The following is a 15,782-nucleotide window of genomic DNA, read 5'->3' on the forward strand; positions in this document are numbered from 1 at the left end:
TTATTCCTCCAACATATTCCATTTCATGAGAGCGTCGATGAAGAACTTGCTTGCCCAATTGGGATATCTGAAATACATGTAGTTTCCCCAAACTGGATCTGATCCACGAATTCCACCGTGTATTGATGGAGGTCCGTGTAGCGTTTGTGAATTTGTGAGATAATCAACGCTCTCTTCCATAGCAATTAAATATTTTCTATTCTCGTACATTTCAAATAATCGTCCCCACACGATTGCCATCTGTGCGTTCCCTGTTAAACAACGATACTCGCCAACTGGATTCCAGGTCGAGTCGTATACACCGAGTAAGATTTTATTTTCATTCTGTAGATGCAGTAATCTTTCCGCGGTAGCTTTCGCTGCTTTCTCACACTCCTTTTCGAGGTCTCCATCGAAGAGTATTGCCGATTCTAGTAATCCTCGGATCGTATACGCTATTGTGTGTAAGTACGCGGTATCTGATCCGTCGAAGCTACTTCTCTCAAACCAATCGTTCTCTCTTTGTTGTGAGAGGACCCACCGAAGATTGGCAGATGCAACTTCGTATCCGAGCTCGACATCAAACTCTTCGGCTGCTTCCAAAACTGGCCAACTGATACGGCTAGAATAAGCGTGACTTGTACCGTTGTAATCGAATGTATCCCAGCGACCGTCATTTCTTTGCACCTTTGATAGCCATCTGATCGCTGAAACGGCGCTTTCCCTGTACTTCTCGTTATTCGTCTCTTGGTTTGCGCGTACCAACCCCCGAAGAATTTGGCCAGTGTTGAAGACACTTGGTTCAGTACCATCTTCTGAATAGGTCCCTGCGGGGAAAGCGCCACTTGGCAATTGGACGCTTAACAACCACTCTGCCATCTTCTCAGCCCTCTCACGTGCTTCCGGAAAATTATACCACTCGGACACATCATACAGTGTGGGAATGATGTACCCAGTCGTTTCTGGATAGGGGGCTTCCCATCCCAAAAATAGGTTATAGCTTGCGGCTGACCCTCCCGTCCCAGTTACATCTTGAGACTTGAACAGCCACTTCACTGCAGCCATTACGTGGTCATCGATTGGTTTAGAAGGGGTAGATTCGCCCCGAATATCTCTCCAAATTGTTGATGAGAGTCCGTGAAGCCGATTATGCATCATTTGTTAGGGCAATTAAACTCATGTACAAAGCGCTTACATTCATTTGATTGGTTGTGAACTACCGATTTTATTGTTGGCCGGGAGACCTCGACGCCATATTGGGGATAATATTCCGTATCTATTAGTTCAATCTCATCAACACCGGATACCGAAATATCGAGAAATTCCCCATTAGGTGTTTCTACCTTCACTATGTTATTTAGGATTTCTACGGAAATGTCGGGAGAAAGATGAAATCTGCTTTTGTATGGGGCATCACCACCACATACTTCGTCTATAATCTTGAACCCTTTATCAATAGAGGAAACAGTCCTGATGTGCTGATATTTCCCAGTAAACATGGGAGAATCAAATTCTACTTTCACCAAGTCTTTTTCTTTCAAATGGACTTTGGGATTTGGTCGGGGTCCCATTTTAAAACGACCGTGGAGAATGGCCTGATCTCCGTCACCTACTTGAATCGTGTTGTGAGCAGTTACGCTTCGAACGTAACCTCGCCGTGTCCCCGATTGATAATCGTAAACACCGGTATCTACGATAACTGGTTCATCTTCTACCCATAATACAATGTTACCCACATCGTTATGTGCATGTCCTGGTAGGTGATCTGGACATGGTTTTCCCCCATCAATGATTGCTGTGAGGTTCTGGGACTGGAGTTGATAATAGCCTGACTCACCGGTCAACACTTCCGAATCTGGGGGGTTGAAATTAAACACTTTTTCTGCCAAACGAAGACAACTCACTCTCGATGGGCACTCGTGATAGACGGAATCGTTTAGTAATGGATAATTTGCATTTCCAGGGGATACACAATAAAGGAACTCGTACATCGATTTGATGTCGGATTTGATAGGAATCGGTATCGAGTACCCCGATTCTTGCAGCACGGAGAGTGACCAAGTGAGTTGGTATAGTAGGATTGTGTGATACATCGTACTCCTTTCATAATGCATTCCATCCTCAAGTAACTGCGAGGGGAGTTCTTCCACCAGAATTTTCAGCCCTTGGGTTTTCGCTTCGTCATCTGACAATGCAGTTCCTCCAACAAGGAGCGCACATGCATTCTCAACCAGATGATTTCCTCCAACGTCGTACTCTATATGGTTCTTTAAGAATTGAACATCACGGATAAGAGATCTCTGGAGAATTTCAGTATTCGTTGACTCTTTCTCAAAAATCACACCTAATCGAACGAGATTACAGATACGCCTGGACACTGTATAAGGTGCCCAATATCTACGGAACGAATTCGAATCGCCAATCTTCGAGATTCTAGAGGTATCCCACGCTTCTAACCAGTTCAGGAGTGATTCAGCAAACTCGACTGTTGTTGAGTCTGGACACAATGAAATCCATAATGCGGGTTCAAGCGAAAGGAGCTTTAGTGTCCATTGACGGGGGTAGTTATACTTTTCACCCACGAGCGGCGGAATTCTTGCCGGGAATTGATTACCGCCTTTTACCGAACGGCCCAGCAACGATAGTGTGCCATCTCGAAGGGCTTGGATATTATCCTCGAGATACGATTTGTAATCGTTATCAAGTGTTGACCTGACGAGGTCGATCGTCTCAGTCACCGAATCAAAATTTACACCTCCAGTGGGGGTATTCCCACCATATTTCTTGGATTTGTCTACTGGAATGTAAGGGAGTAATCTAGATTTCATTTTACGATGGAGTACTCCTCTGACCTGACTTGGCTCCATTTTCACGGCCGTTGTGGTGAATGCTATTGCCCAATCTCTCATAATCAAGCCTCAAGTCGTCGTAAACATTCTCGGATTCGCAAAATCTCTGTCGCTGTTCGAGACTCAACCTCCGTTGTTTTCTGTTCGTCACGAATGAGTCCTTTTAATTTCTGCACCTCGCTTTGAGATTCGACACTTAAATCTTCGGTTTCATGAGGGTCCTCCGCTAAATTATAAAGTTCTACCTCATCTAGATGCTGGTTCCAATGCAACTTCCAAGGCCAACAAACGATTGCGCATAGAATACCTGAGGTGTCAGTCTTCGAAGCGGCGGGATTGTAGTTGTAAATGACCTCTGTCAATGCGAATTCTCGCTGCTCATCCAACAAATTATTCCCAGGCCAATCATATACAAACTCTTTGTTTGATTCTGAATTGGCCAATTCGATTAGCGTAGTTGGGATGTCGATGTGTTGGACTGGGCTGGAAATAGTTCGGTTCTGTATCTCTGGCCCAGAGAGAACCAATGGTACATGAGTCACTTCATTATAAAGCGAAGCAGGCCCATGGCTGAATCCACCGTGATCTCCGAGTTCGGTTCCGTGATCAGCTGTGACACAAACAATAGTCTTTTCATCATTGGATGAATGATTAATTATCTTCCCAATTGCGGAATCAACGTTCTTCACTTCGCGGGCGTACAACCGATTGACGCTTTCCAATGTTGATTGCTCTGGTTGCTGATCAGACTTATTGTATATATGTGCAACTTCGTGCCAGGTTCGAGCAACTTCCCAGCTTGATATCTCTTTTGAGGCTGGAGTCCATGGATAGTGTGGATCCATATAATGTACCCATAAGAAGAAGGGGGAATCGGACGAACGAGAATTTAACCATTGTACTGCCTTTTTGGTTACAGCTTCACAGGATTTTATTGGGAAGTTTTTTGTGAAACTACAGAACGCTCTCGCAGCGAGTCCAAGTTTGTCCCGTAATTGTCCCTCTTCTGGAATTCTGTGTTGAACTCTCTGCATCCCCTTTACTAACGGACTTGTCTCGTCCCCACTTGAATCATCATTTAGAAAATCTACGAAGGTATCGAAACCAGAATCGTAGTGAAAGCTTTCTGTCAACCAAGGGTTAGCAGCATTGAAACCTGCAGTCTCATACCCCCTCTCTGAGAATTCATCGGCTAGCGAATGCCATCCTATAGGAAGACCAATAGGATCATCCGTATTGATATCTCGTCGTCCTCCAAGGATTGATCGGAAAGCAAAGTAGGTTGGAATGCCATTGGCGTAAGCATGTGTATAGGAGGCACCCTTCTCTGCAAGGGAATCGATGCACGGTGTGTATTTAACACGGTTTGAAAGATGTCCTACGTGGTCTACTCGCAACGAGTCTACAGTTATTAAAATGATATTTTTCCTCATGGTTTGATATGATGATTTATTTATTGACCATTCTGATTTTATTTCATCCCACACACAATGTCCTAATCTGCTGCACTAGTTCCATCGCAATATTTCGACGGTTATACTTTTCTTCAACAAATTGCCTTCCATGCTTCCCTATCCGTTTTCTTTCTTGTTCGGATAGTAGTAACCGTTCAATCTGCTGAGCCATCTGTTTCGGATTATTGGACGCGACAATACCTGCACCAGAGCTTTCAAGAATGGTTTCGATTTGACCTCTCCCTAACGCGATAATTGGTAGTTCACAAGCCATATATTCGTATACTTTAGTGGGAATTGCGTAACTCAGTGAATCCCTGTCTTTAAGCGGGGCCAACCCAACCTTTGACTGGTTCAATAATTTCGGAATATGCTCTCTATCGACTAGCCCTGTAAACTCAATTTGTTCCGACAGGTCAAGGTCGTCTGCTAAATTCTCTAACCTGGATTTAAGATCGCCACTCCCAACGATTTGGAAAGTCGTACTATTATCAAGGAACTGCATAGACCGAATGCAGGTCTCCAAGTCCTGTCCATAACCCAGATTTCCTGTATAAATCAAATCGTGTTTGGTAGATTCATTGAGTGGTTCGAAAAATTCAATATCAACCCCATTCGGAATCGTTGTAATGTCGGATTTAAAATTGTATCTCTCCCTTAGTTGCTCGCTCGTTCCCTCTGTCGTCACTGTAATCAAGTCGGCTTTTCTGAGTTCAAACTCTTGGTAAGAGTGACTAATTTTCGTAATAATCCCATTTTCCGAGATAAATCCGAGATCTGAAGATACATCAATCCAGAGGTCTCGGATATCAACCACCCATTTGACAGAGCCTGCGAGACGGAATGGCAGCGCAACTATCCCTGTAAAAATCGGTGGTGACGTCGTCACAACAACATCGAACTCCTCGCGTCGCCAGAACAACCAGAATATCGCATGAGCGACGAATGTGAAATAATAAAGCATTCTCTCGATAAACGAGGGATCAACATCTCGAAGCTGCCACGACCACAATCGGTGGACATTAACGCCATCACGGGTTTCACCTGTCTCCCACACCCACGACCAATCAAAATCACTCGCTGGAAAACAAGGTGGTGGCGAAACAACCGTCACATCTAACTCATCGGCCATGTGTTTCGACAAGTCACCTATCCGAGAGGCGTTACCTCCCTTCTCAGGTGGGAACATCTGACTGACAATCAGCACTCTTAGTTCGGATTTGCTCATTCTATTTATATTCGGACGAGGTCCAATCCAGCATCGTTCCATTCTGCCTGATTCAAAATCGCTTTCGAATCAATCACTAAATCATCGGCCATTCGTGAAGCTATTTCCTCAGGATTAATCTGAGTGTACTTTTTGTGGTCAGTTGCAATAATGATTACATCGGCGTTCTCAGTCGCTTCCTCAATCGAATACAGGTTCAGCGTCTGGTCATCCACGTGAGGGTCGTTTAGTCTCACGTGGACGTCCTCAGATTCGCCACCATCTTTTGAAACAGCAGCAATCGCTTCCTCTGTCCCCGACTGAAATCGGCGCGCGAGTGCGAGACCTGGGCTTTTTCGAATGTCATCGACATTTCCCTTGTAAGCAACTCCAAGTATCGCAATTTGCTTTCCTGCCAGTGTGCCTAGCTCTGATTCGACAAGATTAACGATGTAATCTACCATACCGTCGTTGATCTTTCGGGCGACTGATATTAGTTCGAGGGAATCTGAATCCTGTCCTAAGAACCATGGATCAATAGGTAGGCAATGACCTCCAACTCCTGGGCCTGGCTGATGAATCTCTACACGTGGATGTCTGTTCGCTAATTGAATCGCCTCTCTGGAATCAACACCGTAATCTTGTGCCAACTTTGCTAGCTCGTTTGCGAGGGCAATATTAGTGTCCCTGTAGGTATTTTGGATTAGTTTAACGAATTCGGCAGTCGTTGCATCTGCAGTTGTGTGAATCTCCCCCTCAACAAACGAGTCATAAAGTCGGACTGCTGCTTCTGTTGATACACCATTTACACCACCAATAATCCGGTCATTTTCCCGAAGCTCAGTGATGATATTTCCAGGTAGAACCGTCTCTGGACAGTGAATAAGGGCGAAGTCTTGACCTGCACTGAGTCCAGATCTCTCTAATATCGGTTGTAAGGTGTTTATTGTCGTTCCAGGTGGGACTGTCGATTCGAGGATGACTGAATCGCCAGGTCGGAGGTGTGGCTGAATCGCCTTCCCTGCAGCCTCGATATAGCTCAAATCAGCCTTTTTAGCTTCGTCGTCAAAAGGGGTGGGGACAGAAATGATGTGATACTTTGAGGTGCCAACGGAATCAGTGACCTCAAGGTTTCCTGACTCGAGGGCTTCTGTAACGAATGCTCGAAGCCCTGGTTCATCTACATTAATAGACCCCTTGTTCAATTCGTGGACGATTTTTTCGTCGATATCATAGCCAGCGACTGAATGGCCATAATTTGCCAACATTGCTGCTGTTGGCAGCCCTATGTATCCCAGTCCGTGAACGTAGACAGAACTCATTGAATGTACCTCGATTATTTTCCCATTGATATATCAATAATCCTTCCGGCAGCGGTTCCATCCCCGAACGGGTTATTCCAATCCGTTTCGTTCTTGAGCATCTCGGTAGCTGAAGTTAATATTGACTCAGGCTCAACCCCTGATAGCTGGTTTGCACCGACATCCACTGTCTCAGGGCGCTCCGTATTTTCTCGAACAGTGACACAGGGAACGCCGAGGATGCAGGCCTCCTCTTGAACGCCTCCAGAATCTGTCAATATAATGTCGGCTTCCTGTTCAAGCCGGAGAAAATCGAGGTAATCTAGTGGTTCAATACACTGAATCGAGGTTGGGACTTCGATATCGTACTCTTCACACCGGTTTTTCGCCCGCGGATGAATCGGATAAACAATTTCCAATCCGAACTGATGAGCGACAGATTCAATCCCTGAAAGAAGTTTTTTGAATCTCTCAGGATTATCAACGTTTTCAGCCCGATGTGCGGTAACTAACGCGTACGGTGTACTCTTCAGGTCTAGCTCCGTGAGTATCTTACTCCTCTGAACCGCAATCTCACTATGTTCATAAACGGCATCAACAATCGTATTTCCTGTGATGAAAATCCGCTCTTCTTGAATCCCTTCTCTATACAATAGTTTGGCTGTCTCTTCAGTTGGTGCAAATAAATAGTCTGCTACATGGTCAGTCAGGACTCGGTTTGTCTCTTCAGGCATGTTTCGGTCGAAGCTCCGAAGTCCAGCTTCAACATGGCCTAATTGCAAATCCATCTTGCTTGTCGCAAGAGCCCCTGCCAATACGGAGTTCGTGTCTCCTTGTACCAATACTACCTTTGGATTGATCTTCTGAAGAATTTCTTCAATCCCAGCTAGCATTTCTCCTGTTTGTTTTCCGTGAGGCTGAGAACCAACTTCGAGATTGTAGTCTGGTTCAGGGAGGCTTAACTGGTCGAAAAAAATCGAATCCAATTCCTCAGAGTAGTGTTGACCAGTGTGAATCAATGAGAAACTGATGTTCTGTTCTTCACATCGTCTGATAACTGGTGCCAATTTGATAATCTCTGGTCGGGTACCGAGGATGACCACAATTTCTGATTTTGTATCTTTGGTCATTTGAGTATTATCCTTGTTAAATTCGTCTCAAATGAGATTCTCAAGAATTCACGCTGCTGCAAATTAAGACTCATTATGGGTTCCGTCAAATCAATTAGAAATCAATCACACATCTTGATAAATCTGTGTACTTTCTGTTCACTCAGTATTTCTGTGATCGGATTCATCCATAATGATGGAGCTGTATTTAAAGATCCATATCTCGAATTGGATACTAACCTTACTCTCTCAAATTCCAACAATCTGTTAAATATTGCACTAAAATAGGGAAACGATTATTGAGTGGTTGCATTCTATAAATGCCATCGTACCGTCTGTGGTACCCCTTCTTTGAACGACCACTCTGACTTCCAGCCAAGATCCCTGATCTTCTTTGCATCTAGTGCGTAGCGCTGGTCGTGACCAGGTTGATCTTCTACTAATTTAATGAGGTATTCGATAGCTCCCACCTCATTGAGTACAGTTAATGCAATCTCGATATTCGTTTTCTCAAAGCCACTACCGATATTACAAACTTCTCCAACTTCACCTACCTGCACTACTTCGATTGCTGCACGATTATCTTCAACATTAATCCACTCACGAACATTCGACCCATCCCCGTAGATCGGGAGCGATTTCCCTTGGCTTGCACGGTGAATGAGCTTGGGGAGAGTTTCTCGTCGTGCTGTCGAGGTTCGTAGTTGTTCGAAGATCGAGTAATCTTCACCGGAATCTCGTGAGTGGTATGATAGCTAAGAGTCAGCAGGTCAGCCCCCTCCTTCGTAGCAGAATACGGATTTCGTGGATTGAGTGCATCCTCCTCGGTGAACTCGCCTTCGAGGATTTGGCCGTAGGCTTCGTCGGTCGAAATTTGGATGAACGGTTCGACCGAGTTCGAAAGCTACATCTAAGAGAGTCTGCGTTCCCTGAACGTTCGTTGTGACGAACAGTGCTGCTCCCTCCATGGAATGTTCTACATGTGATTCAGCTGCGATGGTTGATGCAACGGGACAGTCTTTCACGGAATTGAATCGTGCACCGGCGGTTGCGACGCACGATATTTGGGGGTTGTCCTCGACGCCGGTCTCGTCGGTGGAGGGCGCGAAGCTCTCTGTGGGTGGGAGTGGGATGCTCGGGTCGAGTGCGGCGGCGGCGCTGTCCGGGCCGCGGTACTTGGGGCCGGATGATGAGTTCTGGCGCCCCCTCCGAACCCTCCTTCCTCGCCTTGATAAGCTTTTCGCGCGCGTGTTCGACGGCATCGCACCGAGTCCATACGACACAGAGTCTGAGACAAATCCGATGCAAGTGAACGGCGAGACCAAATTTACAGGTGAACGTGCTATTCTTGAGAATAATGAATCTGCATTGGTCGCTTGACTCTCGTTTGTTTATGCGAGACACAGCGCGACCGATGAGATAGAAGGATTCCTTTCATGGGTCATCTCCCAATTGTTACAGAACAAAGAGACACCGCTCTTCACTGACCAGCAAATTACGCCAACTCTCGCTGGCCACACAGCGAAAACCACACTCAACCTCATTGAAAAACGAGCATGTGGTCTCCTACACATAGTGAGTCGCTCCTGTGTCACACCCTTTGAATTTGGAATCCTGATTGCGGGAGCGAAGGGGCATCGCACACAAATTTTCGAAGTAGGGTCGATGGTTAATCTCAAACGCTCTGCATCGCACCCTCCATACAGTTGTCTCGATGTCTCTGGTTTGGAAGAAATCCTTGGATGAAACCAACCAACGTTAGAAGAAGATATACAGAACGTAGTCTGAGTTAGTCAAGCCGATAGGCACCTCGATTGGTTACGTATTGATTTTGGACGTCTTCTGGTAGGTCCTCGAACCGAAGAATGTGTTCACAGTCAAGCCTTGGGCATTTCATCACGCGAAACGATTCAAGTACGTTCCCCGCCACAATCGTCCCACAATCGGGGCAGCTGAGTGTTTCGATGCGCATGTTAAAGGTTAATTTTTGAGTTTTCGCCAATCACGAGTCGCCGTCCTTCGGGGAGTTTGTCTTTAGCACTCCCAACATTAGCTCCCCGTCCAATGAGACTGTCTACTATTCGTCCACCAGATGTTATATCGGATTTCCCAATAATCACGCTATTCTCAATGTGGGTCTCAGATACTTTGCAGCCTTCCCCGATACTAGTGTATGGTCCGATGTAGGTCCCAGCAGAAATGGTAGTGTTCGCACCAATACTGACTGGACCACGAACGACTGCCCCCTCTTCGATGGTCGCAGTCTTAGCAAGGTCAATATGCCCAGTCACTTCTGCACCGGGCTCAACAGTCCCTTCCAGTGACCTAGGTTTGCTCTCAAGTACGAGTCGATTCGCATCAAGGATGTCTTCGGGTTTCCCGGTGTCTTTCCACCAGCCTTCAACTATGTGTGAATCGATTGCACTGCCATCATCAATGAGTGATTGAATTGCATCGGTTATCTCCAATTCACCACGCCACGACGGCTTTAATCGTGAAATCGCATCGAACACTTTTGAAGAGAAAACGTAGATTCCGATGAGAGCGAGGTTACTTGGTGGTTCGTCTGGTTTCTCAATGAGTTCCTTGACAGTACCATTATCGTCAACTGCTGCAATCCCAAATTGACCTGGTTTGTCAACATGTTGGAGGGCGATTCCAGCATCGAAGTTTCCTGCTTCGAAGCTCTCTACGAACTCCTCAATGCCCTGTTTGATGATATTGTCCCCAAGATACATCACGAAATCATCGTCACCAACGAACTCCTCAGCACAGCCTGCAGCATGAGCTAGTCCGAGCGGGGCACCTTGAATGATGTAAGTGATCTGGACACCAAGTTCTGAGCCATCCCCAAGGAATTTCTGAATCTCATCTCTCCCTTTCTCTCCTAGAATAACTCCAATCTCTGTGATGCCAGCATCGCGAAGATCTTCGATACAGTACTGGAGGACTGGTTTATTTGCAACAGGTACGAGCTGCTTTGGGCCAGTATGTGTGATTGGCCGAAGACGCGACCCCGTCCCACCCGAAAGTACTACCCCCTTCATGCGTGTGGTTCTTCGTCCCAATCCAACGGAATCTTGTCCGTGTCGTTTGGAAGCCGTTCTTCATCGGGGTTTTCGTAATCGTAGAGATTCGTCGGGAAATTGATGAGCATCGCTTGCTCGTTTCCAATTACTTTGAACCCATGCCAGCAGTCACCCGGAATTCGGATTGCCTGCTGGTTGTGTTCACCAATGATGAAGGTGTTCAACTCTCCTTCAGTCGGGGAATCTTCACGATCGTCGTAGATTCCCACTTTTACTCGACCCTTTGGACAAATGAAGTGGTCTACCTGCCCTCGGTTGTGCCGGTGCCACGCGCGAATTACCCCTGGATAACTAAGAGAGTAGTACGATTGAGCTGGTTCCGGATCGTAGAGGTCCCAATCCTCACGGAAAATCTCGACAAGATGACCTCGTTCGTCAGTATTGACTTGGAGGTCTTTGGCTTCTACACCTTGGATCATCGTATGTGAATTCTTTTCAGGGAACATATTATTCTTATGCTCAGATGTATTATGCTGAGTTTTTTGGATTGTCGAAATCACTCTACTATTCAATTTGAAATACTTGTGAGAGACGTGGTTTATAGATTCGAACCTTAGTGTGTGTAGACGGCCACAGCGCGGGTGTTGAACAAAAGAATGCGAAAGCTTTGAATTTGTGAACCTCATATGTCAGTCTTCGGCTAATATTGTTCGTGCTCACACCTAGAACGTATTTTTCCCATAATCGGTGAATCATCTCATTGCTTGCACGAAGTGCGGAACTATCTCTGTGCCAACCATTCGAACCGCATGTACAGAGGTATGGCTGCCTACGTACTTCGATTCGATGACCGAGAACATTTTCTCAAAAACAGAGACCGTTACAACCTATAGTCGCTAAAAGCACCCTCAAGCTCGCTGAGGTCCTTTGATAACGTTGGCTGTGGACGCCCAAGTTCATCTTCGATTTTCGAAATATCCAAGCAAGAGTTTCGAGGTCGTGTCGCCTCCCGTTCTAGGTCAGCCATAGAGGATGTCTGGATGAGCGTTTTGTCTGCACTAATCAGTTCACAAATCTGTTTCCCAAACTCATGTGGACTAACACACGATTGACTCGCTACGTGGAAGAGCCCCGCTGCACCCTCTTCGAGGAGTGCGAACGTCGTCTCTGCAACGTGGCCCGCTCGACTCGGTGTAATCCATTGATCTGTGAAGAGCGGTACTTCATCACCTGCTGCCAAGGTCGATGCAACCCAGTGAGGAAACCCAGTCAAGTTACCGGTGTCTCCTCGAGCACCGTAGACGAACGAAAGACGGAGGATCAAGGCGTCTGAACCGAGTTCTCGAACGGCTTGTTCACCAGCAATCTTTGAAGCTCCATACTCCTGTATTGGGTTGGTCTCCGAGTCTTCAGTATAACGCTCCTCTGCGTCCCCGGCGAAAACGTAGTCTGTCGAGTAGTGAACGAAGTCAATACCGCGTTCGGCACAGACTTTGGCGATAGCACCTGGAGCAATACCATTCACTTCGGCTGCTTGTTCAGGCTCTCTCTCACAGCCATCGACATCGGTGTAGGCAGCGCAATTAATCACAGTCTCGACGTCGTAATCGTCGACGATTGTTGCCACATGCTCCGTGTCTGTGATGTCCATTTCGTGGAGCGGAATCTCGAATTCTGGAGGTTCTGAATGGTATCCACCGACTACCATGTCGCCTCGATCACGGAGCGTCTTGATGACCACGCTCCCGAGTAATCCGTTTGCCCCGGTAACGAGCGTATACATGCAACGGTCCTGTCGATGAAAATGTAAATATATGCCGACTTAGACATTCGTGTATGGAGATACTCGTTACCGGTGGTGCGGGCTTCATCGGTTCCAATTTCGTTCGATTTCTTCTCGAGGAACGCGATGACTCTGTGATTACACTTGATGCACTCACATATGCCGGTTCACGTGATAATCTCGACGGTGTACTCGACAGTCCGAATCACCGATTCGTCGAAGGCGATATTCGCGACCGTGAGCTCGTAGACGAACTCATGACCAAGGTAGATGTGGTTGTTAACTTCGCCGCTGAGTCTCACGTCGACCGTTCTATCAACGGTGCAGAACCGTTCGTGTCGACGAACGTCCAGGGAACGCAGACGCTACTCGATGCCGCCCTTGAAGCTGACATCGACCGATTCCTTCAGATATCAACTGACGAGGTCTATGGCGAGATTCACGAGGGTCTGTTTACCGAAGACGACCCACTCAATCCCAGAAACCCGTATTCAGCAACGAAAGCCGGCGCAGACCTACTCGTTCAGAGCTACGGGGAGACCCACGGCCTTCCCACGCTCATCACGCGCACGTGCAACAACTTCGGTCCGCGCCAGCACCCCGAGAAGCTCATTCCAAAATTCATTCAACGGGCTGTGAAAGGCGAGACGCTCCCAGTGTACGGCGATGGGTCGAACGTTCGTGAGTGGATCTACGTCGAAGACAACTGCACGGCACTTGACACGGTGCTCCGTGAGGGAGAGCTCGGCGAAGTGTACAATATCGGGAGTGGTGAAGAACTCTCGAACATAGAGACCACTGAAAAGATTCTGGAAGCTGTTGGTGGTTCCTCCGAACAGATCGAGTTCGTCGAAGACCGAGCTGGCCACGATCAGCGATACGCCATCGATGCAACCAAGATTAAAGAACTTAGCTGGGAGCCAACATGGAGCTTTGACGAAGGTCTCGAAGCCTGCGTTGACTATTATCTTTCTACCTGAAAATGTCTAATGAATCGCTAGAGGACGGCAAACCAATCCCTGACGACGAGTGGGAAGCAATCGTTCGTAATGTGCCACTGGTTTCGGTCGATTTGGTGATACGACACGAGGGCGGAGTTGTACTTGGGCTCCGGGAGAACGAACCTGTCCGTGGTGAATGGTTCGTACCTGGGGGCACTGTGATGAAGAACGAGACTCTCACTGACGCAGCCCACCGGGTTGCACGTGATGAACTAGGCATTAACGTAACGATTGAAGAACGATTGGGGACATTCGAACACTTCTATAACACCTCTGAAATTGCAGGAGTCGATTCAAAGCACTACCTGGCTACGGCATTCGTGGTTACCCTCAATGTAGACGAACTCAGTCCCGATGAACAGCATAGTCAGTTGAGGGTTTTCGAACCCCCATACGAAAACCTGCATCCGTATGTCGAACGCTACCTCTCAAAATTGGATTGAAGGGTTTCTTCTCGTCGTAGTTACCGCTGATTATTCTTTTTGAGATAGCTGCCGCCACTGGCCAACTGCTTTTGTGAACTCGTTCACCACACCAACCAGTGTCTGTGCCCAGCCAGAGCCTATGTACTAACGAGGACTCTTCGGAAGGGACCACCCACACGCAACGCTCACCGCCCCTTTCACTTCCGCGGTTCTTCCAAGGGGAATCGCCAAGATGTCCTTCAAAACTCCGCTCTGGTCTCTATATCACTCTCTGACTGAATCCTATCCCCCACCTCCTGTGGTGAACTGGTTCACATCCCCGTGATTGCTATGAACTTCCTCACAGTCTACGAGTAGCGCCTTGCGCTTTTGCTTCACTCCTGTGCTTGTCTGGACCGACTGAGCTTCCCGCAACTGACATCCGTCGACCGATTTGGCCATCGCCTCTAACAGGTCGTAGGCGTACCGTCGCGAGACTCCCACACAGCCTTTGATTTCCGTTGCGGAGACAGACACCCGAGACTGGTCCCCACGTTGCTTGTTTGCTGCGTACTCGAGGATGACTACGAATTTCTGCTCTTTCGTGGATGCTTCTGGTGAAATATCACCAAACTGTGTGAGGCGCTCATCGACCTCTGCGAGATGTGTCTCTATCTCATGCAATCGCTCACTGAACTCTCGACCCTCATTGGGTAGGTCTTCCATCGACTCAATATCCGCTGCAATTGCGTGGCGCACCGTCGCTGTGAGCAAAGGGATGCACTGTCCAGTTACGGTTGCAAGCGTCTCCTCAATCTCTTCAACTGCTATCTCCAGCTCATTGAGTCGGGCGATTACCTCCTCATCGCTCACGAAAAATCACCACTATGCACTCGCCATACAAATCGGTCGATTGGCCCGATTGCTCGCAGAAACTCAGCGATCTGTCCGGAATCGTTTTCACGATGTATTGTCGTATCTTTCATTGCTTCTCACACGGGAAGCGCGGTCAGGTGTTCCAGCACCTGGCCATTTTGTGCGATACCGCGCTTCGTCCAGAGACACAACTGGGGGTGGTATAATTATTGTGATTAGCACATTCTAAAAACAATAACGATTGGACTTGCCCAATCATTATATTCACATCCCCTGAATTCACGTTCAATGCCGGCTATCTCTCTCAATCCAACCGACAACGCAGTTCTTGATCTTCTCACTGAGGGTCGATGTACGCCCTCGTACATCGCCCAGGAAACGTCCTACTCTCGAGGGAACATCCAGAACCGCCTCCTCAGACTCGTCGAACACGGGTACGTTCGTCAACTCGGTGGTGGCCTCTACGAACTCTCAGAAGACCCTCGTTCATCCTAACGCTCGGAACGTCGGACCAACTGGCTGAGGACATGCGAAATGAACTCTCTTTCTACGCCAATTTAGAGCCACGATCTTGGAAAAAGACATACGAAATGCACTCTCATTTTCACACTTCACGTCGTGTCGTAGGCAACAGGAATTGAGCTGACGAGAGACCAATGACTGGTGCTCTCTCGAGTTTTCTTGCCAGGATTCGCGGGTTGCGTTTGGGCGAGAATTTCTTACCAAACATTTGGAAGCGTTGTGAGAAGCATTGTTTGGTAAGAAATTAAAATCGTATCCTCGCTGCTGT

General features: G+C 47.4%; 13 protein-coding genes and 2 pseudogenes. 4 read left to right on the top strand and 11 right to left on the bottom strand.

What is annotated here, in order from left to right:
* The 7 genes and pseudogenes from P1M51_RS18515 to P1M51_RS18545 all read right to left on the bottom strand — a co-directional run bounded on the left by P1M51_RS18515 (position 1) and on the right by P1M51_RS18545 (position 8,779).
* Positions 1-1,044, bottom strand: coding sequence for a prenyltransferase/squalene oxidase repeat-containing protein (locus P1M51_RS18515; protein WP_276275071.1), 1,044 nt, complete (start codon positions 1,042-1,044; stop codon positions 1-3).
* Between the two features lie 89 nt (positions 1,045-1,133).
* Positions 1,134-2,888, bottom strand: coding sequence for an alginate lyase family protein (locus P1M51_RS18520; protein WP_276275072.1), 1,755 nt, complete (start codon positions 2,886-2,888; stop codon positions 1,134-1,136).
* 2 nt (positions 2,889-2,890) lie between these two features.
* Positions 2,891-4,261 (bottom strand): sulfatase, encoded by a 1,371-nt coding sequence (locus P1M51_RS18525; protein ID WP_276275073.1) that lies wholly within the window; start codon positions 4,259-4,261, stop codon positions 2,891-2,893.
* A 43-nt stretch (positions 4,262-4,304) separates the two neighbouring features.
* The gene (locus P1M51_RS18530) at positions 4,305-5,510 is read right to left on the bottom strand and encodes a glycosyltransferase family 4 protein (RefSeq protein ID WP_276275074.1); all 1,206 of its coding nucleotides are present in this window, start codon (positions 5,508-5,510) and stop codon (positions 4,305-4,307) included.
* 5 nt (positions 5,511-5,515) lie between these two features.
* Entirely contained in the window at positions 5,516-6,811 is a 1,296-nt protein-coding gene (locus P1M51_RS18535; protein ID WP_276275075.1) for a nucleotide sugar dehydrogenase, read from the bottom strand.
* 14 nt (positions 6,812-6,825) lie between these two features.
* The gene (gene wecB, locus P1M51_RS18540) at positions 6,826-7,920 is read right to left on the bottom strand and encodes a non-hydrolyzing UDP-N-acetylglucosamine 2-epimerase (protein WP_276275076.1); all 1,095 of its coding nucleotides are present in this window, start codon (positions 7,918-7,920) and stop codon (positions 6,826-6,828) included.
* A gap of 293 nt (positions 7,921-8,213) precedes the next feature.
* Positions 8,214-8,779: pseudogene (locus tag P1M51_RS18545) on the bottom strand (GDP-mannose 4,6-dehydratase).
* Positions 8,780-9,030: 251 nt separating this feature from the next.
* Between P1M51_RS18545 and P1M51_RS20165 the strand changes: the two are divergent.
* Positions 9,031-9,645: pseudogene (locus P1M51_RS20165) on the top strand (sugar nucleotide-binding protein).
* Positions 9,646-9,872: 227 nt separating this feature from the next.
* Here P1M51_RS20165 and P1M51_RS18560 read toward each other — a convergent pair.
* From P1M51_RS18560 to rfbD, 3 genes are all read right to left on the bottom strand, one after another.
* Complete coding sequence (locus P1M51_RS18560) at positions 9,873-10,946, bottom strand: glucose-1-phosphate thymidylyltransferase (RefSeq protein ID WP_276275078.1); 1,074 nt, start codon at positions 10,944-10,946, stop codon at positions 9,873-9,875.
* The gene (locus P1M51_RS18565) at positions 10,943-11,407 is read right to left on the bottom strand and encodes a dTDP-4-dehydrorhamnose 3,5-epimerase family protein (protein WP_276275217.1); all 465 of its coding nucleotides are present in this window, start codon (positions 11,405-11,407) and stop codon (positions 10,943-10,945) included. Before P1M51_RS18565 ends, P1M51_RS18560 begins: the two co-directional genes overlap by 4 nt.
* A gap of 401 nt (positions 11,408-11,808) precedes the next feature.
* Positions 11,809-12,711, bottom strand: a complete 903-nt coding sequence (gene rfbD / locus P1M51_RS18570; protein WP_276275079.1) for a dTDP-4-dehydrorhamnose reductase — start codon at positions 12,709-12,711, stop codon at positions 11,809-11,811.
* Between the two features lie 53 nt (positions 12,712-12,764).
* Between rfbD and rfbB the strand changes: the two genes are divergently transcribed.
* Positions 12,765-13,691, top strand: a complete 927-nt coding sequence (rfbB, locus tag P1M51_RS18575) for a dTDP-glucose 4,6-dehydratase (RefSeq protein ID WP_276275080.1) — start codon at positions 12,765-12,767, stop codon at positions 13,689-13,691.
* 2 nt (positions 13,692-13,693) lie between these two features.
* Positions 13,694-14,155: a GDP-mannose mannosyl hydrolase gene (locus tag P1M51_RS18580; protein WP_276275081.1), complete on the top strand. Its 462-nt coding sequence runs from the start codon at positions 13,694-13,696 to the stop codon at positions 14,153-14,155.
* Positions 14,156-14,419: 264 nt separating this feature from the next.
* Here the strand turns inward: P1M51_RS18580 and P1M51_RS18585 are convergent, their stop codons facing one another.
* Positions 14,420-14,989 carry a hypothetical protein gene (locus P1M51_RS18585; protein ID WP_276275082.1) on the bottom strand — a complete coding sequence of 190 codons (570 nt, stop codon included), beginning with the start codon at positions 14,987-14,989 and terminating at the stop codon, positions 14,420-14,422.
* Positions 14,990-15,280: 291 nt separating this feature from the next.
* On the opposite strand from P1M51_RS18585, the gene P1M51_RS18590 reads away from it, so the two are divergent.
* A complete protein-coding gene (locus P1M51_RS18590) occupies positions 15,281-15,487 on the top strand; it encodes a winged helix-turn-helix domain-containing protein (protein WP_276275083.1) in 207 nt (68 codons plus the stop codon).
* Positions 15,488-15,782: the final 295 nt, after the last annotated feature.

The organism is Haladaptatus sp. QDMS2 (assembly GCF_029338295.1).
GTDB lineage: Archaea > Halobacteriota > Halobacteria > Halobacteriales > Halococcaceae > QDMS2.

Bases quoted from the DNA above. Each gene is read 5' to 3' on its own strand.
- P1M51_RS18515 (WP_276275071.1), bottom strand. From the start codon at position 1,044: ATGGCTGCAGTGAAGTGGCTGTTCAAGTCTCAAGATGTAACTGGGACG.
- P1M51_RS18520 (WP_276275072.1), bottom strand. From the start codon at position 2,888: ATGAGAGATTGGGCAATAGCATTCACCACAACGGCCGTGAAAATGGAG.
- P1M51_RS18525 (WP_276275073.1), bottom strand. From the start codon at position 4,261: ATGAGGAAAAATATCATTTTAATAACTGTAGACTCGTTGCGAGTAGAC.
- P1M51_RS18530 (WP_276275074.1), bottom strand. From the start codon at position 5,510: ATGAGCAAATCCGAACTAAGAGTGCTGATTGTCAGTCAGATGTTCCCA.
- P1M51_RS18535 (WP_276275075.1), bottom strand. From the start codon at position 6,811: ATGAGTTCTGTCTACGTTCACGGACTGGGATACATAGGGCTGCCAACA.
- wecB (WP_276275076.1), bottom strand. From the start codon at position 7,920: ATGACCAAAGATACAAAATCAGAAATTGTGGTCATCCTCGGTACCCGA.
- P1M51_RS18560 (WP_276275078.1), bottom strand. From the start codon at position 10,946: ATGAAGGGGGTAGTACTTTCGGGTGGGACGGGGTCGCGTCTTCGGCCA.
- P1M51_RS18565 (WP_276275217.1), bottom strand. From the start codon at position 11,407: ATGATCCAAGGTGTAGAAGCCAAAGACCTCCAAGTCAATACTGACGAA.
- rfbD (WP_276275079.1), bottom strand. From the start codon at position 12,711: ATGTATACGCTCGTTACCGGGGCAAACGGATTACTCGGGAGCGTGGTC.
- rfbB (WP_276275080.1), top strand. From the start codon at position 12,765: ATGGAGATACTCGTTACCGGTGGTGCGGGCTTCATCGGTTCCAATTTC.
- P1M51_RS18580 (WP_276275081.1), top strand. From the start codon at position 13,694: ATGTCTAATGAATCGCTAGAGGACGGCAAACCAATCCCTGACGACGAG.
- P1M51_RS18590 (WP_276275083.1), top strand. From the start codon at position 15,281: ATGCCGGCTATCTCTCTCAATCCAACCGACAACGCAGTTCTTGATCTT.